General features: G+C 45.0%; 21 protein-coding genes. 20 read left to right on the top strand and 1 reads right to left on the bottom strand.

What is annotated here, in order from left to right; all coding sequences use genetic code 11:
- Positions 1-9: 9 nt before the first annotated feature.
- The 15 genes from FTV42_RS11360 to FTV42_RS11290 all read left to right on the top strand — a co-directional run bounded on the left by FTV42_RS11360 (position 10) and on the right by FTV42_RS11290 (position 15531).
- Entirely contained in the window at positions 10-561 is a 552-nt protein-coding gene (locus tag FTV42_RS11360; protein WP_180038813.1) for a phosphatase PAP2 family protein, read from the top strand.
- An 87-nt stretch (positions 562-648) separates the two neighbouring features.
- Positions 649-849, top strand: a complete 201-nt coding sequence (gene iscX / locus FTV42_RS11355) for a Fe-S cluster assembly protein IscX (RefSeq protein WP_180038812.1) — start codon at positions 649-651, stop codon at positions 847-849.
- 111 nt (positions 850-960) lie between these two features.
- Positions 961-1392, top strand: coding sequence for a nucleoside-diphosphate kinase (ndk, locus tag FTV42_RS11350; protein ID WP_004647460.1), 432 nt, complete (start codon positions 961-963; stop codon positions 1390-1392).
- A 122-nt stretch (positions 1393-1514) separates the two neighbouring features.
- Positions 1515-2750 (top strand): 23S rRNA (adenine(2503)-C(2))-methyltransferase RlmN, encoded by a 1236-nt coding sequence (gene rlmN / locus FTV42_RS11345; RefSeq protein ID WP_180038811.1) that lies wholly within the window; start codon positions 1515-1517, stop codon positions 2748-2750.
- Between the two features lie 14 nt (positions 2751-2764).
- On the top strand, positions 2765-3565 hold the full coding sequence (gene pilW, locus FTV42_RS11340) for a type IV pilus biogenesis/stability protein PilW (RefSeq protein ID WP_005261820.1): 801 nt from the start codon (positions 2765-2767) through the stop codon (positions 3563-3565).
- Positions 3556-4347 carry a DUF4115 domain-containing protein gene (locus tag FTV42_RS11335; protein ID WP_180038810.1) on the top strand — a complete coding sequence of 264 codons (792 nt, stop codon included), beginning with the start codon at positions 3556-3558 and terminating at the stop codon, positions 4345-4347. The genes pilW and FTV42_RS11335 overlap by 10 nt, the downstream gene beginning before the upstream one ends.
- A gap of 23 nt (positions 4348-4370) precedes the next feature.
- A complete protein-coding gene (gene ispG, locus FTV42_RS11330; protein ID WP_180038809.1) occupies positions 4371-5492 on the top strand; it encodes a flavodoxin-dependent (E)-4-hydroxy-3-methylbut-2-enyl-diphosphate synthase in 1122 nt (373 codons plus the stop codon).
- Positions 5493-5495: 3 nt separating this feature from the next.
- Positions 5496-6791, top strand: a complete 1296-nt coding sequence (gene hisS / locus FTV42_RS11325; protein ID WP_005103249.1) for a histidine--tRNA ligase — start codon at positions 5496-5498, stop codon at positions 6789-6791.
- A 30-nt stretch (positions 6792-6821) separates the two neighbouring features.
- Positions 6822-7520, top strand: a complete 699-nt coding sequence (locus tag FTV42_RS11320; protein ID WP_180038808.1) for a tetratricopeptide repeat protein — start codon at positions 6822-6824, stop codon at positions 7518-7520.
- On the top strand, positions 7517-8665 hold the full coding sequence (gene bamB, locus FTV42_RS11315) for an outer membrane protein assembly factor BamB (RefSeq protein ID WP_005103251.1): 1149 nt from the start codon (positions 7517-7519) through the stop codon (positions 8663-8665). The genes FTV42_RS11320 and bamB overlap by 4 nt, the downstream gene beginning before the upstream one ends.
- A gap of 168 nt (positions 8666-8833) precedes the next feature.
- A complete protein-coding gene (gene der / locus FTV42_RS11310; protein ID WP_004278348.1) occupies positions 8834-10243 on the top strand; it encodes a ribosome biogenesis GTPase Der in 1410 nt (469 codons plus the stop codon).
- Positions 10244-10514: 271 nt separating this feature from the next.
- Entirely contained in the window at positions 10515-12023 is a 1509-nt protein-coding gene (locus tag FTV42_RS11305; RefSeq protein WP_180038807.1) for a hypothetical protein, read from the top strand.
- On the top strand, positions 12014-14074 hold the full coding sequence (locus tag FTV42_RS11300; protein ID WP_257223444.1) for a hypothetical protein: 2061 nt from the start codon (positions 12014-12016) through the stop codon (positions 14072-14074). The genes FTV42_RS11305 and FTV42_RS11300 overlap by 10 nt, the downstream gene beginning before the upstream one ends.
- Before the next feature lie 21 nt (positions 14075-14095).
- Positions 14096-14791 (top strand): hypothetical protein, encoded by a 696-nt coding sequence (locus FTV42_RS11295; RefSeq protein ID WP_180038806.1) that lies wholly within the window; start codon positions 14096-14098, stop codon positions 14789-14791.
- 80 nt (positions 14792-14871) lie between these two features.
- On the top strand, positions 14872-15531 hold the full coding sequence (locus FTV42_RS11290; RefSeq protein WP_180038805.1) for a 4'-phosphopantetheinyl transferase superfamily protein: 660 nt from the start codon (positions 14872-14874) through the stop codon (positions 15529-15531).
- A gap of 23 nt (positions 15532-15554) precedes the next feature.
- Here the strand turns inward: FTV42_RS11290 and FTV42_RS11285 are convergent, their stop codons facing one another.
- Positions 15555-16325, bottom strand: coding sequence for an SDR family oxidoreductase (locus FTV42_RS11285; RefSeq protein WP_180038804.1), 771 nt, complete (start codon positions 16323-16325; stop codon positions 15555-15557).
- Between the two features lie 88 nt (positions 16326-16413).
- Here FTV42_RS11285 and mazG point away from each other — a divergent pair, with 88 nt between their 5' ends.
- The 5 genes from mazG (at position 16414) to panB (ending at position 20562) form a co-directional block, all read left to right on the top strand.
- Positions 16414-17226: a nucleoside triphosphate pyrophosphohydrolase gene (gene mazG / locus FTV42_RS11280; protein WP_180038803.1), complete on the top strand. Its 813-nt coding sequence runs from the start codon at positions 16414-16416 to the stop codon at positions 17224-17226.
- Entirely contained in the window at positions 17186-17608 is a 423-nt protein-coding gene (locus tag FTV42_RS11275; protein ID WP_180038802.1) for a ComEA family DNA-binding protein, read from the top strand. Before mazG ends, FTV42_RS11275 begins: the two co-directional genes overlap by 41 nt.
- A 136-nt stretch (positions 17609-17744) precedes the next feature.
- A complete protein-coding gene (pcnB, locus tag FTV42_RS11270; protein ID WP_180038801.1) occupies positions 17745-19217 on the top strand; it encodes a polynucleotide adenylyltransferase PcnB in 1473 nt (490 codons plus the stop codon).
- A complete protein-coding gene (folK, locus tag FTV42_RS11265) occupies positions 19214-19699 on the top strand; it encodes a 2-amino-4-hydroxy-6-hydroxymethyldihydropteridine diphosphokinase (protein WP_180038800.1) in 486 nt (161 codons plus the stop codon). Before pcnB ends, folK begins: the two co-directional genes overlap by 4 nt.
- A gap of 53 nt (positions 19700-19752) precedes the next feature.
- A complete protein-coding gene (panB, locus tag FTV42_RS11260) occupies positions 19753-20562 on the top strand; it encodes a 3-methyl-2-oxobutanoate hydroxymethyltransferase (protein ID WP_004278337.1) in 810 nt (269 codons plus the stop codon).

Genomic DNA, 20562 nt, shown 5'->3' with positions numbered 1-20562 from the left:
AGCACCAGTGTGAAACTCCAGAATGTAAAGATTAAATTTTTAGAAATCGATTTGAAAGGCTGTGTTTATCTGAATCATTTTTCGCATTCAGTCCGTATTGCCACTTTTTTTAAAATGATTAGCCGCTTAGGAAATGGTGCATTTTGGTATTTCATGCTGATACTGGTTTGGATCATGCAAGGCTTGATCTATACCGTACAGATTGTTTATCTGATTTTGGGAAGCACCATTGGTACCATGATTTACAAAGTACTTAAAATTAAAACCGTACGGCCACGTCCTTATCAGGTACATCAGGTGATCCGTCTGGGTGAACATCCACTAGATCATTTCAGTTTTCCCTCGGGGCATACCTTGCATGCCGTGATGGCAACCACCGTTTTAGGTTATGTCGCACCTTTATTACTGATGCTGATGTTGCCTTTTACGGTTCTGGTTGCAGTATCCCGAATGGTGTTGGGATTGCATTATCCAAGTGATGTGGCAGTTGGCGCAATTCTGGGTGGCATGATGGCAATCGCGATTGTACTGACCGCACCTTATCTGAATATTATGCTGTGAAAATAAGTGAAAGCCGGGGCAAAGGCTCGCAGATTTTCACAGATTTGTTAAAGTACAGCATCAAAGCAATTATGGTGAGAAATAGAGATGGGTTTACGTTGGACTGACACGCTCGATATCGCGATTGAACTCTACGAAGCGCATCCAAATGTGGACCCGCAGTGGATTCGTTTTACTGATTTACACGCCTGGGTGTGTGCCTTGCCTGAGTTTGAAGATGATCCAACCAAGTCAACTGAAGGTTTGCTTGAAGCCATTCAAATGGCATGGATTGACGAGGCACGCTAAGCCCTCATCTTAAAAAAGCATTTTTTTTACAGATGAAAAGCAGAAAAATGCGCATTATCTCGGTATAATGCGCCAAATTTTCATGTCAACAATTGACTTAAGGAGCCTATCATGGCTATCGAACGTACTTTATCTATCGTTAAACCAGACGCAGTTGCTAAAAACCACATCGGCGACATCTTTGCTCGTTTCGAGAAAGCTGGTCTTCAAATTGTTGCAACTAAAATGAAACATTTGACTCAAGCTGAAGCTGAAGGCTTCTATGCTGAGCACAAAGAACGTGGTTTCTTTGCTGACCTAGTTGCATTCATGACTTCTGGTCCAGTGGTTGTTTCAGTTCTTGAAGGCGAAAATGCTGTTCTTGCTCACCGTGACATCCTTGGCGCGACGAATCCTAAAGAAGCTGCTCCTGGTACTATCCGTGCAGATTTCGCTGTAAGCATCGATGAAAACGCTGCTCACGGTTCTGACTCTGTAGCATCTGCTGATCGTGAAGTTAACTACTTCTTCGCTCAAACTGAGATTGCTCCACGTACTCGTTAATTCGCAGTATTCAAGCCAGATAAGTGTTATTATACTTATCTGGTTTTTTTATTCTCTGAATAATTCTTTGCTCACATATTGAGCTTCTCCTTTCATCTTTAGACATGGTTTAGGTAATACACATGAGTACTGAAGCAGTCGCTGTATCAGCAGTTTCTGAGCCACAGCAACACACTCCATCCGCTCCAGCACAGGCAAATACTGTCGAGAAAGTGAATTTACTTGGCATGTCACGTCCGCAAATGGAAAAATTCTTTGAGGACATGGGTGAGAAGAAGTTTCGTGCCGGGCAGGTGATGAAATGGATTCACCAATTTTTTGTGACTGATTTTGCTGAAATGACCAATATTTCAGGGAAGCTGCGTGAAAAACTGGAAAAAATTTGTGAAATTAAAGCACCGGAAGTGGTGCATAAAAACTATTCCAAAGATGGAACTCGTAAATGGGTATTCCGTGTTGGCGACGGTGAAGGTTCCCTCGTCGAAACGGTACTGATTCCGGCAGAACATCGTAGTGGTTTACGTCGCACTTTGTGTATTTCTTCACAAGTGGGCTGTGCACTGGACTGTTCATTCTGCTCAACCGGTAAACAGGGTTTCCAGCGTGATTTGACTCAAGCCGAAATTATCGGTCAGCTGTGGATGGCAAACTATTCCTATATGGAAGATATGCCCGTGCTTGAGCGTGAGCGTTCAGTGACCAACGTGGTGATGATGGGCATGGGCGAGCCATTGCTCAACTACGATGCAGTATTGAATTCAATGCGCATTATGCTGGATGACTTTGCATATGGCATGTCAAAACGTCGTGTGACTTTATCAACTTCTGGTGTGGTGCCGAAAATCGATCAGATGGTCAAAGATATTGATGTGGCGCTGGCTATTTCTTTACATGCGCCAAATGATGAATTGCGTAATGAATTGGTTCCAATTAATAAAAAATATCCGTTAGAGCAATTGATTGCTGCATGTCAGCGTTATATTGCTAAAGATGGGAATGAAAGTTCACGTAAACACGTGACGATTGAATATGTGATGTTAGATGGTGTTAATGACCATCCTGAACATGCCCAGCAAATGATTAAGCTGTTGAAGAATTTGCCAAGCAAGATTAATTTGATTCCTTTTAATCCGTTCCCGCATGCGCCATATGGCCGCTCAAGCCGCAACCGGATTATTTCTTTCCAAAAAACTTTGTCTGATGCCGGTTTTGTGTGTACGATTCGTCAGACACGCGGTGATGACATTGATGCTGCGTGTGGACAGTTAGTCGGACAAGTCGCTGACCGCACCCGTCGTGCGGAACAGTGGAAAAAGAAAATTGCGCAATCGAATGAGATCATGCGCTCACAAGGATAATAAGAGGTCGCCAGTTGAGAAATCTAACATCAAAGTTTGCTTTGATTTCAACAGTATGTGTGTCTTTGGTTTTAGTCGCGTGTCAGACGCCAGATCTGGGTCAGAAAGACCCTGAAAAGGCCACCAAAGTCCGTACCCAATTGGCGGTAGAATATCTGAGAACGGGTGACCTGGATGCAGCCAAACGTGCGCTGGATCAGGCCCTTGAGACTACTCCGCGTGATTCTCAAGCAAATATGATGATGGGCGTGCTACTGCAACAGGAAGGTAGTAAGCTTAATCTCGAAAAAGCAGATCATTATTTCAAGCGCGCGATTTCGGCAGACCCGAAAAATGCGCAGGCACGAAATAATTACGGCACTTATTTATATCAGCTTGAACGCTATAATGATGCGATCGAGCAGTTTCAAATTGCTGGTGCCACGTTGGGTTATGATCAGCGATTCCGCGCACTGGAAAATATGGGGCGGATTTACCTGAAACTGGGTGATACAGCAAATGCTGAAAAATCATTCAAACAGGCGCTGCAAGCCAATCGCGATTCTTATATTTCAATGTTAGAGTTGGCAGAAATATTTTATTTGAACCAGCAGTTCCCGGCGGCGACACAAATGTATCAACAGTTTGTGCGTGGTGTGGGGCAGAAAAATCAGGGTGCCCGTGCACTCTGGATTGGCATTCGCACTGCGCGTGCCGGAGGTGATCAGTTGGGTATGCAGGTATTGGTCAACCAGTTACGTGCACTTTTTCCTGAAAGCCAGGAATACCAACGTTATTTGCAATTACAGTACAGTACTGAGGCCGTATGGAAGTAAATCCTAATTCACCATCGAATCATTCGAGCGTAGCTCCAAATGCGTTAGGAAATATTCAACGTCCGGGCGAGTACTTGCGCCAGATTCGCATCAATCAGCAGCGCAATCTGGAAGATGTAGTGAAAGAGCTGAATATTCCGGTCAAAACCCTGACTGCACTGGAACAGGATGAATATAAGTCTTTGCCTGAAGCGACCTTTATTAAAGGTTATTACCGGACTTATGCCAAATTTCTGGGTGTAGATGCGTCTAGTATTATTCAGCGTTTTGATGAAATTTATACCAATGATACCGGGCTGCTGCCGAATCATGCCCTGAACAATTCTCCTATCAAAATTATGGGGAAATTGCCAGGTTCCAAGCGTGACCGCAATCGTAAGTGGTTAAAGCGCATTTTTATTACGTTGGTACTTTTGCTGATTTTGGGCGCACTGTTTGCCATGATTCAGAATTGGTCGAGCAGTAATTCACAAAATAGCAGTGAAGTCTCTGGAGTAGGCGCTTCTAATGTCGAGATTCTGAATCTGGATACAGGTGCCGCACTTTCCGGTGATCAGCTGAAACTTGATTTTAAGCGTCCGACTTCGGTGCATATTGTCGACTCGGCGGGTAATATTCTGGCAACTGGCCGTCAGGCATCGAGCTTGCAGCTGAATGGTGAAGCGCCATTCCAGATTCGTCTGGATGATGCATCGGCTGTATCACTCAGTTTAAATAATGAAAATATTTCATTGTCACCCTACACTGTGAACGGAAAAGCAGAATTCCGTTTATCACCTTAACAGATCAAGAGTAGAGCAGAACGATGATCGTAAATCCAATTAAACGTCGTCCAACACGTAAAATTCGTGTGGGTTCAGTTTATGTGGGTGGTGATGCACCAATCAGTATCCAGTCCATGACCAATACTGAAACTTGTGATGTGGCAGCTACAGTTGCTCAGATCCAGCGCTGCGTCGATGCTGGTGCAGACATCATGCGGGTTTCTGTGCCTACCATGGAAGCCGCGGCGGCATTTGGTGAAATTCGCAAGCAGGTCAATGTACCTTTGGTGGCGGATATTCACTTCGATTATAAAATTGCTTTGGCAGTTGCCGATTTGGGTGCAGACTGCCTGCGGATTAACCCGGGCAATATCGGTTCGGAAGCGAAAATCCGTGAAGTGGTGGCTGCAGCACGTCATAACGATATTTCCATGCGGATCGGGGTGAATGCCGGCTCACTGGAAAAAGATATTCAAAAGAAATATGGCGAGCCGACTGGTCAGGCTTTGCTTGAATCTGCGATGCGCCATATCGATATTCTAGACCGTCTGGATTTCCAGGAATTCAAAATTTCAGTCAAAGCCTCGAATGTGTTCCTGACCATGGATGCGTATCGTTTGCTGTCACAGCAAATTGATAATCCGCTGCATTTGGGTGTCACAGAAGCGGGTATTTACCGTACCGGTTCGGTTAAATCTGCGATCGCTTTGGGCGGCCTGCTGATGGAAGGTATTGGCGATACCATGCGTATTTCCTTAGCTGCCGAGCCTGAAGAAGAAATTAAAATTGGTTTCGATATTCTGAAATCGCTGGGTCTGCGCTCCAATGGGATTAACTTCATTGCTTGCCCAAGCTGTTCACGTCAGGAATTTAATGTGATTTCAGTGATGCAGCAACTTGAAGAGCGTTTAGAAGATATTCGTACCCCAATGGATGTCTCTGTCATTGGCTGTAAGGTCAATGGGCCGGGCGAAGCTAAAGAAGCGGATATTGGTGTCGTGGGTGCAAGTCCGCGTTCACTAGTGTACCGTAATGGTGAAAAGAGCCATTTAATTGACACGAATCAATTGGTTGATGAGATCGAAACCATGGTTCGTCAACGTGTTTCCGAGCTTGAAGAAGCTAAATCTAAAGAAATTATTCGTACAAGTTTTCCTGAGTAGATCATGAGTTCAATCGTCGCAATCAAAGGTTTTAATGACATTCTCCCAACGCAAACCCCAGCTTGGAGACGTCTTGAACAGCATCTATCTGGTTTGATGGATGCCTATGGCTATCAACAAATTCGTTTGCCTATCGTAGAACAGACTAACCTGTTTAAACGTTCGATCGGTGATGCAACCGATATCGTTGAAAAAGAAATGTATACCTTCCTCGACAAGGGGAATCCGCCTGAGTCGTTGACGCTGCGTCCTGAAGGAACGGCGGGTTGTGTACGTGCCATGCTGGAGCATAATCTGCTGCGTGGTGCGACGCCTCGCGTCTGGTATATCGGCCCAATGTTCCGTTATGAAAAACCGCAAAAAGGCCGCTACCGTCAGTTCCACCAGTTTGGTGTGGAAACTTTTGGTGTTGCGACTCCGGACATGGACGCAGAACTGATTTTGATGACGGCGCGTCTGTGGAAACGTATGGGTGTAGCAGACAAGGTTCAGCTTGAGTTAAATACACTCGGTGAGTCGGATGAGCGTGCAGCATATCGTGCGGCACTGGTTGAATTCCTGGAGTCGCATAAAGCGGATCTGGATGAAGATTCTCAGCGCCGTCTGACCACGAATCCATTGCGTATTCTGGATTCTAAAGATGCCAAAACACAAAGCATCTTGGAAAATGCACCGAAACTTCATGATTTTATGGGTGAAGAAACGCTGGCGCATTTTGCCCAGTTACAGCAGTATTTGACTGATGCAGGCGTAAGCTTCGTGATCAATCAAAAACTGGTACGTGGTCTGGATTACTACAACAAAACTGTTTTTGAATGGACCACAACTCACTTGGGTTCACAAGGTACAGTTTGTGCCGGTGGCCGTTATGACGGTCTAGTGGGTCAACTTAAAGGAAAGGCAGATCAGTCTGTCCCTGCGGTCGGTTTTGCTATGGGGATCGAGCGTTTATTGCTTCTGCTTGAACAGGTTGAAGACAATACCCGGGCACGTGATTGTGAAGTATTCCTGGTGGCTGAACCGGCTTCTCAAGGTAAAGCTTTGGTCATTGCGGAGCAGATCCGTGATCAGCTTGAAGCAGCAGGCAGTCAGGTTCGTCTGAAAGTAGGCTCACAGGGTTCAATGAAATCGCAAATGAAAAAGGCTGATCAAGCCGGTGCTTTGTATGCGGCGATTTTGGGTGAACGTGAACTGGAAGCTCAGGCGTTTACTGTGAAAGAGCTGGCAACCGCAGAGCAATCGAATGTACCATTTACGGACTTCGTTGCATTTTTTAGTACTAAAATTTCTTCAAAATAATCGATAAAACATTAGGAAAAGGGTAATCTCATGAGCGCAATGAGTGGTGATGAACAGTTTGAAAGCTTAAAATCCTTTACGAAGAAATATGGTTCTTCGATGATTACCGGGATTTTAATTGCGCTGATTGCCTTTTTTGGATGGGAATATTGGCAGAAGAAAAACCTGGCAGAGTCGCAAATGCACACTGCCAAGGTTCAGCAGTTGATGGATGATGCACAGGCATCGAAAGGTGATGGTTTTGCCAAGCTGTCTGAAACTGCGGACAAAATTGTCAAGGAAGCGCCTGACTCAGCTCAGGCGATTCAAACCCAGTTAGTCATGGCGAAACTGGCTTATGACAAAGAAGATTATGCTGCGGCCGAGAAAGCACTACAGAAAGTTGAAAACTCGAAAGTAGATGATAAAGGCCTGGTTCAGGTGGTTAAACTTCGTATGGCCTATGCGCAACTGGCACAGAAAAAATATGATGCTGCATTGAAAACTTTAGAAGCAGTGACTGAAGCTGCATTTAAAGCAACTGCCGATGAAGCACGTGGCGATATCTATGTTGCCAAAAATGATATTGAAAATGCGAAAAAAGTATATCAAAGTGCATGGGATGCTTTGATTGAACGTAAAGAAGAACGTCAGATTTTACAAATTAAGCTCGAAAGCGTAGGCGTGTTAGTCGATGATCCAGAAATCGAACGCCCAATTATAGAAACACAAGCGGAAGAAGCTGCATGAATAGAAAATACAAAATTACCTGTGCCTTGACTGTTTTAACGCTTGCACTGGCTGGCTGTGCAGGTAAAACCACTAAAGTTCCAGAAGTAAAACCGAATCCACTTCCAAAACTGACCCAAGCCAAAACCCTGGTCCCTGTATTTTCCACCAGTGTGGCGTCAACAGATGCTGCTGATCCGTTGCGTTTACGTCTGGATGCAGACAATGGCGTGGTCTTTGCGATTGACCCGAAAGGCGAAGTGTCTGCATTTAAAGGCAAACAGCGTCTGTGGCAGAAGAAAGTCAGCAAAGACAATTTAAGTTCTGGCGTTGAAGCTGCCGAAGGTCTTGTTGTCGTCGGCAACCAGAAAGGTCAGCTGTTTGCGCTAGATCAACAAACCGGCGAGCAGAAATGGACTGCGCAATTGACGGGTGCTTTACTGGCGCCTTCACTGATTCATGCAGGGCGGGTCATTAGTGTCAGCAATGACGGCACCGTATATGCGCATGAAATTGCGACGGGTGCGCAAGTTTGGACTTATAACTTACCTAATGTACAATTCAGCCTGCGTGGCATGGCTGCACCTGTTGCATTAGATGCTCGTAATGTACTGATTGCATCTTCCAATGCTTATATCTATGCACTGGATGCCTTAAGCGGTGTGCCAAAATTACAGCGTCGTGTCGCAGTGTCGGATGGGCGTTCTGATATCCAGCGTCTGGTTGATATTGACGGGGAACCGGTCGTTGCAGGCCAGTTTGTGGTGACCACCAGTTATCAAGGTCAGGTGACTGTGCTGGATTTAGCTTCACAACAGGTGGTCTGGAGTGAAGATGCCAGCAGTATCCAGCGTCCAGAAGTTGTGGGCAATGGTGTATTTGTGGCGCAAACCGATGGCAAAATCAAAGCCTTTGAAATTACCTCGGGTCAACCGCTTTGGGAAAATGACCAGTTGCTGAATCGCAAGTTAAGTAATCCGGTGATGCTGGGTACTGATCTTGTAGTCGGCGATCTGGATGGTGTCTTGCACCTGATTGATCCGCGTACCGGACAGATTACTGGTCGTTCGAAAACCTCTGGGGAAGTACGTAGCTTACGCGTCATCGACAACCAGCTGTATGTTTCCACACGCAAGGGCGCATTAAGCATTTGGCAGAACCGTTAATTTTAACGAGCCTTATGCTAAACTAGCCACAACCGTATTTTTGTGAACGCGGGGTGATTGAAAAATCAATGCCCCGTGTTTTTATTTAGGGTATTTCCCCCTTATATCTTCCTATACTTTCTGATGTTCAGGCCACTTTGACGCCTGATATTGAATAAAGGTTACTCTATGAAACCCGTAATTGCGCTCATTGGTCGTCCGAACGTCGGAAAATCAACGCTGTTCAACCAGATTACCAAGAGCCGTGACGCATTGGTGGCAGACTTTGCAGGTCTGACACGCGACCGTAAATATGGCGATGCAACTTATCAAAATAAATCTTTCATTGTGGTCGATACTGGCGGTATTGGCGAAAATGAAGGTGGGATTGACTCGTACATGGCAGAGCAGTCCAAGACTGCTATTCATGAAGCCGACATCATTATTTTTGTGGTTGATGCGCGTGCCGGACTGCTGGCTTCTGATGAACAGATTGCCCGTGAATTGCGTACTTTAGGCAAAAAAGTCTTTCTGGTGGCCAACAAAGTTGATGGCGTACATGCTGAAGCTGCCCTGGTTGAATTCTACAAACTGGGTATGGGCGAGCCGCTACAAGTGGCAGCCAGCCATGGTCGTGGTGTTCAGCAGATGCTGGAAGATGTACTTGCTGATGTACCGGAAGATGAAAATCCGGAAGAGCATGACAAAAACACGGGTCTGCGTTTAGCGATTATTGGTCGTCCGAACGTCGGTAAGTCAACGCTGGTGAACCGTTTGCTCGGTGAAGAGCGTGTGGTGGCATTTGACCAGCCGGGTACAACACGTGACTCGATTTATATTCCATTCGAGCGTGATGGCCGTCAATACACCCTGATTGATACTGCAGGGGTGCGCCGTAAAGGTAAAGTTGATGAAATGATTGAGAAATTCTCGATTGTTAAAACTTTACAGGCAATGAAAGATGCCAACGTAATTGTTGTTGTGGTTGATGCGCGTGATGGTATTGTTGAGCAAGATTTGCATTTGATTGGCTATGCGCTTGAAGCGGGTCGTGCCATGGTCATTGCAGTCAACAAATGGGATAACATGACTGAATATGATCGTAAGCAATGTAAGCTCGATGTAGAGCGTCGCTTCGATTTTATTCCATGGGCCAAAGTACATTTGATTTCTGCATTGCATGGAACGGGTGTGGGTGATCTTTATCCATCGATTCACCGTGCTTATGATTCATCTCGTTTGAAAGTGTCACCAGCAAAAATCACCCAGATTTTAAATGATGCGACAGATGCCCACCAACCGCCGATGGTTCAGGGTCGTCGTATTAAAATGCGTTATGCACACATGGGTGGACAAAATCCGCCAACGATCGTGATTCACGGAAACAAGGTGGATAAAACTCCTGCGGATTATCGTCGTTACCTGGAAAACGTGTTCCGTAAAGTGTACAAGCTTGAAGGTACACCGATTAAAATCGAGTTTAAAACTTCTGAAAACCCGTTTGAAGGCCGTAAGTCTCAAGTGGATGAGCGTGCAGCTGCGCGTAAACGTCGTTATGTACAGAAGTTCAAGAAAGCCGAGAAGAAATTTAAACGCTAATTCTATAGTTTAAATTTTTCGGATAAAAAGCCTGCGTAAAGCGGGCTTTTTTATTACCTATAAAAAATATTTTTTTAATCAGGCTTAATTTTGAATTTAATAAAAATAAAATATTCTTTTAATTATAGTTATTTAGTATAAGTATCAATTTAATATTTATGTGATATGTATCATATTTGTGTGAAATTGTTAATTCAGTCGCAAAAATGAAAACTGACTGAGAAAGATCATAAGAAATTACTGCCTAAATTTGCGGTGATGTGAGGGGAACATGAAAAAAACTGCATTGGCCTTAATCTGTATGATGGGCTTGCCCAGCCTTGCGTGCGCTGAAATGATCAAAGTGAATGGTGAGGGCAGTAGCCCCATTATGAAAAAAGATCCAGTAGGAACACGGAATCAGGCATTGAATAATGCAAAAACTGATGCAGTCATTGCTTTAATCAAAAAAATAAATGGCCCTCAAGCCATGCAGGATGCCGAGCCTCATCTGGCAGATATTGTGAAACAAGTTGACAATGGCTACGTATTTAATCGAGGTAGTCAAACCAACAATAACAATGAACTGGTTACTTCTATTTCAATTGAAATGGATGACCAGGAGTTTCGCCAGATCTTGAATGACTTGGGTTTATCCAAAAAGAATAGCCGAACCAGCCCGATCATGATCGTAATGGATGAGTATTTTGGTGTACCGCGAGATAACTCAAAACCGGTGAAAGAATTTACGTCGTACTTTTCAGATAAGAGCTATGCCTATGATGAAAAGGCCAGCTATGATGCGAAAGAAAGTGCAAAAGCTAGTGAAAGCTCATCATATTCATCAAAAGGCAAATCAGCTTCGGCTTCAGGCTATGCCTATGGTAATTACTATGGTGCAGGAGCCGGTGTTGCTGCACGTTCATCAAGTCATAATAACTCAGGTAAATCTTCTGCTTCAGCAAGCTATAACGCCAGTGAGTCAGCACGTTATAGCCAGTCGGAACGTCAGAATGACATTCAAAATTTTGTGAAATATGTGGAATATCAAACTCCATCGACCACACCTGAGCGTGAAAATCAAACGTTAACCTCAATTGCCCGTGCAGCATCTAAATATGATCTGCGCTTAATGAATTCGGATGTATTTCGTAGCCGTTATCTCAAAGGCAAGAGCATGACCATTCAACAATTGCTGAGTGATGCAGAACTGGCAAAACTTGCAGTGGCTGCGCGTCAGGAAAAAGCGGACTGGTTTATGGTCGGTAGCTCTTATATTTATGACCGTGGTCGTTCAGGTGCAACGGGTCAGTTTGTTTGTGATGGTGCACTCAGCTATAAAATTTATTCAGTCGATGATGGCACACTGATGGGCGGCGATACCTGTACTGAATCATCCACGGCTGCAACGACAGATACTTGCCGTACCAATGTTGCCCGTAAACTGGGTGAAATGACGCTATCTGAAGTCGGCCCGCAAATCCTTGCCTATTCGAAAAACCGCAGCATGTATGGTAAGGAAATAACCCTCTTTGTAAAAAGTGTATCGGGTAGCGTATCTAGCCGGTTAGGGGATGACCTGTACGTGGCCTTAGATGAAATGGATGGTGCGGAAAATATCGATATCCGTACCCAGGATGGCAAATTGGTCGAGATGACCATGACTTATAAGAGTGAAAAGCCGTTAAGTGCTGAACTTGCCAAAGCATTGCGCCGGGTAAATCCTGTTCTGTCGAATGCAGAACGCCTGCAAGCAGGGAATACCATTACTTTATGTATTGGTGGTACCCAATGCAAATAAGCATGAAAAAAGCCATGCTTGCCATGGCGCTGATGGGAACGGCTAGTACACAGGCCAATATTCAGGTTTTTCCGGCGAAGGGAATTTACGGGCTGGAACTGCCTTGTCGTCAATCGGTGGAACATATAGAAGCAAACGCATCATCGATTTCCTGTGACTTTAGCAAGGCTGTATCTAGCGAGACGATTCGTACTCAAGTTGTACAGGCTTTCGAGCAGCAGCTGAAACAGGCCTTGCAAGATCAGGTGGTTACTTCAATTTCCCAACAGAATAAACATCGAAGCTATGTGGCTTCTCTGGAAGTTTTGCGGGCCAGCGAATATGTGGTGCAAAAGGAGTCTACAGCCGAGATTTTTCTGCCAGTCACTTTAAGTTTAAAGTTGACCAATGTCTTGTCTGGAGAAGTGATTTATACCGATAGCGCTACCTTATCTCAACCTATACAGGTGCTGTCGACTGATGTCGAGGCGGCTACAACCCGTCAGGCGGTCCAGCAGAAATTTCAAAGTAGCTTGCTGACCTTGACTCAGCAATTGACCCAAGATCTACAGAAGAAATTTAAGGTCTCTGAAGTGCAGACCAAGGTGATTGACCGCTGGAAGTCTTATATGGTTTTGGATAAAGGCTTTAATCAAGGGATTGCCAAAGATGATGAGCTGAGCTCGGCTTCAGGAGATTTAATCCGGGTTGTCCATGCTGACAGTGATTATGCTGTGGCATTGCCTGTATTGATGAGTGGTAATTCGAGCCAGTTTAGCAAGATTTCGGCTAATACCCGTCAGGCACTGAACAAGCCTAAAGCTTTGGTGGTGGATGTATTGACTTATCAAGGCGAGTCAAAAGACCTGATTGAGCAGATTTTTTCTGATGCGATCGGAGAAAATGCATCCTTTACCCTTACACCAGTCAACAAACGTTATAGCGTGCTCGCACAGAGTATCAGTGAGCAGACGGGTTTAACTAATCAGGAAACCCAGCATCAGCGTGAACTTCCTGAATTTTTTATTCGTATTAATGTGATTCCTGTAATTGGTTATCAGCAGCAAGTCGGCAAAATGACTGAGCAGCAAGTAGTACATAGCGAAGTCTTTGCTGAAATGATTGACCGTTCTGGGCGTGTGATTTATTCGGCACATGCAACTGATGAAATCAGTGAAACCATTTCACAAGGAATGGGTTTTTCACTGGATACGCGTAAGGAAGTGGCACTCAAAAATGCTTTGGTGAAATTGGGTCAGCAATTCCAGAAAGGGATTCAATTTACCCGTTCAGACTTGCAGGTAGCGAGTGGTGGTAGCGAGACCATCACGATTCAGGATGTAGGCGAGCGTTTGACCACAGGCATGAAAATTCATGTGTATAACCGTGAAAAAGTTGCTCAGCGTCAAGTGTTAATCCCGACTTGGGAAGCTACAGTCATTGAGCGTCAAGGGACTAAAGTCAAAGCGCAGCTTGATTTTCCTGTGAGTGGAAATGACCGTCTGCCGGTACGTTCGGGTGATAGCATCTTGGTGGATAGCCATGCTGCTGTGGGTGAGTCAAAACTTGCCCGTGTGCTTTGTTCAAGCTTGCATACCGATCAAGTCGGAGAGATTCCATTTTATGGATTTGGTCCGCTGATTTATCACGCATTTACCAGTCAGTCCAAACGTCCATTTTATGCTACAGGTTCAGGTTTTAAAGGGCAGGCCAGTTTAGAAACATCAATTATAAAAATGACTGAAAATGCCGGCTTTAAAAAACAGCTAGATTTGAAACTGTATGTGCCCAAAGACGAGTGCTTACAGCCAGCCTTCAAGATTCAGGTTCAAGAAGACTCTATTAAATGCAATGCAGACAAATCCAGCTGCGATGCCACTCTGGTGTTGGCAGGTGGCGCGCGGCGTTTTAATGCAAAACAGGAACGTGTTGGGGCTGTCGGTTTACAGCAAGAAGTTAGTTTAAAAGGCATTGATATCACCCATCGTCATGAAATGTACAACATTCAGATGTTCAAGGCATTACCAAAAATTTTAAATCAGATCGTGCAAAAGGCCGATGCAGTTCAGTAAGGAATTATAAGGAGAAATACTATGAAAAAAATCGCAAGCATCTTGATCTTGGGAAGTGCTGTATTGGCATCGCAAAGCCATGCCGGTCTTGGAACATTGAGTAGTCTGGCATCAAAAGCAGTTGCAACGACAACAGGCACATCTTCACAAAATCTGGATTTGGCGGGTTTTCTTAAGCAGGCACAAGCCACCAATGCCATGTTTATTCAAAGCCGAACGACACTGGCAACCCTGTTTGCTGAACGTAAAGACAGTGAAGAGCTGAAAACCAAATTAAACAGCTTGAAAACTACCTCGGACGTAAAGGAAAAAGAGGCAATCCAGAAAGAGATTACCAAATTGACCAATGATGTTCTGGATGCATCAAAAAAGGATGAAGCGGCGACACTGGAACGTATTAATGCATTAAGTGTAAGCCAGAAACAGCTTCTAGTTAACTCACTTACTAACTTTGCGATTGCGGGCTTGTCTGCACGCGAACTCGTGCTTAATAGTAAGCAGGTGTCTATGCAAATGCTCAGTAATCCGCGTAGTGTCAGCGATAGCGGTATGTCTTTTATGGATGCCAAAGGTCTATTAGGTGATGTGACTGGAATTGCAAAAAACGCAACCATGGCATTGGTGGAGTATCCGCAATTGATGAAAAAAGCGGGCTTGAACTTTAAGGCGCCAGAATCTGCAGCAGCAAAACCAGTTGATATTTCTGATTCAATCTAAGTAATATGAGTCTAGCCTGTTTTCGAACAGGCTTTCTTTTTTTATCTGGCGACGTAAAATGAAAAAGTCCATCTGTTTCTATGAGCTTTGCATTGTCGCGAAATATTCAAATTTATCTACAAAAAATAGATCAGTTCTTTTCGATTAAACCGCCTGAATCACGGGTAGAGCAAATCAAAAATCGAAAACTGGCAATTTATGCGCGACGTAACCAGTTGCTGTCAGATCAATTCAATCATCCGATCCAATCTCTGGATTTCACCGCCACTGAATATGGCAAGCCTTATTTAAATGACTATCCGGATTTCAGTTTTAATCATAGTCATAGTCAAAATTTCTACGCCTTGGCCACGAGCAAGCAAGTTCAGAATTTAGGAATTGATATTGAAGAACTGAATCGTAAAGTCCGTTTTGAAGCCTTGGCACAACATGCCTTTCATCCCGAAGAATTAAAATATTGGAAAATGCTGGCTTATGATCCCGAATACTGGTTTAAAGTCTGGACCACCAAAGAGGCGGTGTTAAAGGCATCAGGCTTGGGAATCCGGATAAACCTGAATGAGCTCAATACCAATATCCATCCTGAGCAAAATGGTGGGCGCTGCGAACATCCAGAGATTGGCGTCTATGCCTATCAAAATTATACGCTTGCTGGCTGCATGTTCACCGTGGCCTGGCAAAGTGAGGATTCCTGCAAGGGATTGAGATTTCCTGTGATCCAGATTCATCACACTGTCTAAAACAGAATGAACCCGAATATTTTTTATTTTCTAGAAATGATCAGATTACTCAGCCGATTCACAAATTGTGGACTCATCCGCGATAAATGAAATAAAAACTGGCTTTTGAATCCGACCGGATGATGCGTTGCCTGCCATATTGAATCTTTGAGCTGTGCCAGTTTCAGAATATCTCGTGCAACATCTTCTGCTTTTAAATGCACGCCCATTTTTTTAATACTTTCTGACTGCATATCTTTGACCATGGCCGTATTAACGAAAAGTGGCATGACATCCAAGACTCGAATCCCATAGGGTTGCCACTCAATATCCAGACTTTCAGTCAGGCCACGCACTGCAAACTTGCTGGTGGAATAACTGCTTAAATCGGCCTGGCCATAAATCGCCGAAGCTGAAGATAGATTAATGATGCGGGCAAATGCAGACTCTTTTAAATAAGGGAAAGCGGCATGACAGCCGTTCATGACTCCTTTAACATTAATATCCAGAGTCCGATGATGTGCCGTAATATCAGTTTCTTCAAAAGGGCCTGAATATAAAATCCCGGCATTATTGACCAGAATATTGATTTTCCCCGCCCAGGCCGAAAATTCAGACAAGGCTGTTTCCCAGGAAGCATAATCGGCCACATCGAGAAAGCCGGCTTTGGCATGTTCGCCCAGTTGCTGGGCCAGCTGTTCAGCCTGTGCTGTATTGATATCATAAATACCGACTTTATAGCCGTGCTGGTAAAATAACTGGGCGGTTGCTGCCCCAATTCCTTGTGCTGCACCACTAATCAATATACTGTGCATGTGCCTGATCTCCTTATTGTCTTTTTTTTGAGCATAACAAGAAACTGGCAGATTGACGCGACTATTTGGTAAAAAGAGGTTTTTGAATATGGAACAACTACTCAAGGTCATTCGCGAATTACGTGAAAAATGTCCATGGGATCAGCAGCAGACCCCTGAATCTCTGACTAAATATGCCATTGAGGAAGCTTACGAAGTCGAAGCAGCAGTCCGCTCTGGAAAAGTCGACGATGTCCGCGATGAGCTTGGTGATTTGCTGTTACAGGTGGTGTTCCAGTCGCAAATGTATAGCGAGCAGGGGGCTTTCGATTTTCAGGATGTCGTACAGGCCATTACCGATAAACTGGTTCGTCGTCATCCACATGTATTTCAGGCGGAACAGTTTGCGCAGCTCAGCCCAGAAGATGTGTCTGAGCTATGGAAAGAAATCAAACAGCAAGAAAAGCAGGGCAAGCCGCGTTCACGTCTGGATGATATTAAATATGCACCGGCTTTGGTGCAGGCCGATGAAATTCAAAAAAATGTCGCCAAAATCGGTTTTGATTTTCCTGATATGGCGGGTGCTTATGCCAAGCTGGAAGAAGAGCTGGCTGAATTAAAAGAAGCGGTAGCTGGAGAAGATTCCGATGAAATACAGGAAGAATTTGGCGACTGCTTATTTTCTCTGGTGAATGTTGGTCGTAAACTTGGCATTTCCAGCGAGATGGCATTATTGGGGACGATCCATAAATTCCGGACCCGCTTTGCCTTGATGGAAGATCAGGCACAATTACAACAATTAGACTTGGAAAAACTGTCACTGGCTGAACTTGATCAGCTCTGGGAACAGGCTAAATTAGAATTAAAACAAAGAGCAGCACATGAAAAAAATACCTTATCGAATCGGTCCGACGTGGATTAACTTTCTTCTGAGTTGCTGGCTGGGCTTTATTTCTATCGGAACTGCGCATGCGACTGCGACCGATTATATGGAATGGAAGACCCAGCAACAACAACACGACGCCCGCCTGAAGAAAAAAGCTGCCGCTACGGCTTCATCAGAAAGCAATCACTATCTGGCGAAGCCTGCATTATCGGCATCTTCTGCTGCTGATAAAATCAGTTTGAATAATGCAACTGTGGAGCAATTACAGCAGCTAAATGGTATTGGTCAAAAAAAGGCTGAAGCCATTATTGAACATCGGCAAAAAAACGGAAAATTCAAAAGCATTGAAGAGATCCAGCTAGTCAAAGGTATTGGGCCGGCATTATTTGCCAAAAACAAGGCCAGACTGGCCTTGTAAGGCGACAGCATGGATCATGACTAGCTGATTGATTTGACTCGCAGGATTGACATAATCAAATTGCCCTTTAGTCGTGTAAGCGATATGATTAGCGTCATCTTAGAATTTTACGTTCAGACGTAGGAGACAGCGTCTTTTGCAAACTTTGCGCGCGTCAAAATGTGGTTTATCAACCGCTCAATTACCTTCTTATATTCTCGATGTGATTGATGCCTTAAACAAGGCAGGCTATGAAGCTTATATCGTGGGTGGTGGTGTTCGAGATCTGATGTTAGGTTTGAATCCTAAAGATTTCGATGCAGTCACCAATGCCACTCCGGCTCAGGTCAAGGAAGTTTTCGGACGGCGTTGTCGAATTATCGGACGGCGTTTCGAACTGGCGCATGTCTATTCAGGGCGGGAACTGGTTGAAGTGGCAACCTTCCGTGCACCACCAAAAAAAGCAGTGACCTCGGCCGCGGGGATGATTCTGCGTGACAACAATTGGGGCAGCATCGAGCAGGATTTTGCCCGTCGTGATTTTTCCATCAATGCAATGTACTACCAGCCGCGTAAAGGTATTGTGCTGGATTTCTGTAATGCAGTGGATGATATCCACAGCAAAACCTTACGCTTACTTGGTGATCCGGCTTTAAGATTTGAAGAAGATCCGGTGCGGATGCTGCGAACCTTACGTTTTGCCGCCAAGCTGAACTTTAATATTGATGAAGTGATTCTGGATGTCTTTACGCCGGAAATGACCCAGTTGCTGCGTGATGTTTCTCCACATCGACTTTATGATGAATCACAGAAGCTGTTCACCATGGGACACCTGAATCGTGTCTTGCCCATGCTGATCGATTTCGGGATCTGGCAGCAGTTATTTGCAGATATCAAGCCTGAAATTACGCCGTTTATGGAACGTGCTGCGAAAAATACCGATCAGCGTATTTCGATTGGCAAGACCATCAACCCGGCATTTTTCTATGCGGTATTGTTATGGCAGCCATTCCTCGAGCGTTGTGAATTTTATTTGAATAAAGGCGTGGTAGCGGCCGAAGTCCGTGCCCAAGCCGGTCTGGATGTGTTAAAACGTCAGGCGACTCGCACTATTATTCCACGCTTTGCGGAAACCTTTATTCGTGAAGTCTGGGAAATGCAAACCCGTTTGTTGAATCCAAAACCACAGCAAATCGAGGCTTTGTCCAGCCACGCGCGTTTCCGTGCCGGCTTTGACTTTTTGCTGCTGCGTGAAAAATCAGGTGATGCGACTGCACAAGGTATGGGTAGCTGGTGGGATGCCTACCAGCAAATGAGCGGTGACGAGAAAGAACGGGCCATTAGCCAGTATAACCGTCAGCGTGCCAAGAGCCGTCGCAAGGCGAGTCAAGAAGAGCATCTGGAACAGAAGCTGACCCAGCAGCAAGATCTTGCCGAGATTGAGCCGTTGGTGAATGAGCCTGAACCACGCAACCGTCGGGTGCGTAAAGCCAAGTTTGAAGACAAGGTGAAACCTCTATCGCATGTGGCAGCCAGTGCCAGAGGAGAAATTGGTGCAGATCATCCGATTATGAAACGTAAACGGGTGAAACGTGATCTGAGCCAAGTGGTGTTTGGGCCAACACAATGATCGTGACGTATATTAGTCTGGGCAGTAACCTGGGCGATTCACGCCAGATTCTGGCAGAAGCTGTACAGAAACTGGCGACATTGGGGCAGGTGAAAACTTCGCATCTGTATCAAAGTCCACCGATGGGGCCACAGGATCAGCCAAACTATCTGAATGCAGTTGTGCAGTTAAATACCGATCTGGCAGCTTTAGGCTTGCTGGATCGCCTGCAAGCTTTTGAGCAGGACGCTGGTCGGGTACGTTTACGTCATTGGGGCGAACGTACGCTGGATCTGGACTTGCTGCTCTATGGTAATGAGCACATTCAAAATGAACGCTTAACTGTGCCGCATGTCGGGGTATTAGAGCGTGATTTTGTCCTGATTCCACTTCTGGATATTGATCCTGAAATACAGGTTCATGGACACAGATTAAAAGACCTGGACATCGTCAAACAGTCGACCCTCACGGTACTCGACGACAGCAACTGGGCAAATATTTAATTTTTAAGTGATGGTAGCTTCGTCAGAATTTTCAAGCATAGAGGAACATTTTCATGGTCAGTCTGAGTGATTTAAGACGCTTTAAAGCAGATGGACGCAAATTTTCATGTCTGACTTGCTATGATGCCAGTATGGCCAAAGCCATGGAAATTGCCGAAGTGGACAGCATTTTAATTGGCGATTCTCTGGGAATGTCAATTCAGGGGCGTGATTCGACTTTGCCGGTCACGGTTGCAGATATGGCCTATCATACGGCTGCGGTACGCCGTGGTAACCAGCATGCCTTTATCATGACTGACTTGCCATTTATGAGCTATGCTACCTTGAATGATGCCTTGCAAAGTTCGAAAACCGTGATGCAGGCTGGCGCGCAAATGGTCAAGATGGAAGGCGGTGCATGGTTGGCAGAAACCGTGCAAGTGCTGACCCGTAACGGTATTCCGGTGTGTGTGCATTTGGGTCTTACTCCGCAGTCGGTACATGTCTTTGGCGGTTATAAACTACAAGCCCGTACCCGTGAAGCGGCCGATCAGCTCATTGCGGACTGTAAGGCAGTGGTCGAGGCGGGTGCTGCACTATTGCTACTTGAATGTGTACCAGCACAGCTTGGCCAGGAAATCACCGAACTGTTTCCGCAGATTCCGGTCATTGGCATTGGTGCAGGTGCAGCTACTGACGGACAGGTATTGGTGGTTCAGGACATGCTCGGTTTGACTTTTGGACATACTGCAAAATTTGTACGTAATTTTATGCAAGAACAATCGGGTGCGACAGCCATTCTGGATGCTTTTAAAGCATACCATGCTGCAGTTTTAGATGGATCTTTCCCGGCACCAGAACAAACTTTTCAGGTTGAATTGTAA

It is taken from the genome of Acinetobacter sp. YH16052 (genome assembly GCF_013417155.1).
Classification (GTDB): Bacteria; Pseudomonadota; Gammaproteobacteria; order Pseudomonadales; family Moraxellaceae; genus Acinetobacter.
Note: the sequence above shows the minus strand (reverse complement) of the source record. Positions and strands in the feature narration are given on the sequence as shown.

What these genes read in the sequence shown, in the direction of transcription:
- iscX (WP_180038812.1), top strand. Translation starts at nt 649, where the DNA reads ATGGGTTTACGTTGGACTGACACGCTCGATATCGCGATTGAACTCTAC.
- ndk (WP_004647460.1), top strand. Translation starts at nt 961, where the DNA reads ATGGCTATCGAACGTACTTTATCTATCGTTAAACCAGACGCAGTTGCT.
- rlmN (WP_180038811.1), top strand. Translation starts at nt 1,515, where the DNA reads ATGAGTACTGAAGCAGTCGCTGTATCAGCAGTTTCTGAGCCACAGCAA.
- FTV42_RS11335 (WP_180038810.1), top strand. Translation starts at nt 3,556, where the DNA reads ATGGAAGTAAATCCTAATTCACCATCGAATCATTCGAGCGTAGCTCCA.
- ispG (WP_180038809.1), top strand. Translation starts at nt 4,371, where the DNA reads ATGATCGTAAATCCAATTAAACGTCGTCCAACACGTAAAATTCGTGTG.
- hisS (WP_005103249.1), top strand. Translation starts at nt 5,496, where the DNA reads ATGAGTTCAATCGTCGCAATCAAAGGTTTTAATGACATTCTCCCAACG.
- FTV42_RS11320 (WP_180038808.1), top strand. Translation starts at nt 6,822, where the DNA reads ATGAGCGCAATGAGTGGTGATGAACAGTTTGAAAGCTTAAAATCCTTT.
- bamB (WP_005103251.1), top strand. Translation starts at nt 7,517, where the DNA reads ATGAATAGAAAATACAAAATTACCTGTGCCTTGACTGTTTTAACGCTT.
- der (WP_004278348.1), top strand. Translation starts at nt 8,834, where the DNA reads ATGAAACCCGTAATTGCGCTCATTGGTCGTCCGAACGTCGGAAAATCA.
- FTV42_RS11305 (WP_180038807.1), top strand. Translation starts at nt 10,515, where the DNA reads ATGAAAAAAACTGCATTGGCCTTAATCTGTATGATGGGCTTGCCCAGC.
- FTV42_RS11300 (WP_257223444.1), top strand. Translation starts at nt 12,014, where the DNA reads ATGCAAATAAGCATGAAAAAAGCCATGCTTGCCATGGCGCTGATGGGA.
- FTV42_RS11295 (WP_180038806.1), top strand. Translation starts at nt 14,096, where the DNA reads ATGAAAAAAATCGCAAGCATCTTGATCTTGGGAAGTGCTGTATTGGCA.
- FTV42_RS11290 (WP_180038805.1), top strand. Translation starts at nt 14,872, where the DNA reads ATGAGCTTTGCATTGTCGCGAAATATTCAAATTTATCTACAAAAAATA.
- FTV42_RS11285 (WP_180038804.1), bottom strand. Translation starts at nt 16,325, where the DNA reads ATGCACAGTATATTGATTAGTGGTGCAGCACAAGGAATTGGGGCAGCA.
- mazG (WP_180038803.1), top strand. Translation starts at nt 16,414, where the DNA reads ATGGAACAACTACTCAAGGTCATTCGCGAATTACGTGAAAAATGTCCA.
- FTV42_RS11275 (WP_180038802.1), top strand. Translation starts at nt 17,186, where the DNA reads ATGAAAAAAATACCTTATCGAATCGGTCCGACGTGGATTAACTTTCTT.
- folK (WP_180038800.1), top strand. Translation starts at nt 19,214, where the DNA reads ATGATCGTGACGTATATTAGTCTGGGCAGTAACCTGGGCGATTCACGC.
- panB (WP_004278337.1), top strand. Translation starts at nt 19,753, where the DNA reads ATGGTCAGTCTGAGTGATTTAAGACGCTTTAAAGCAGATGGACGCAAA.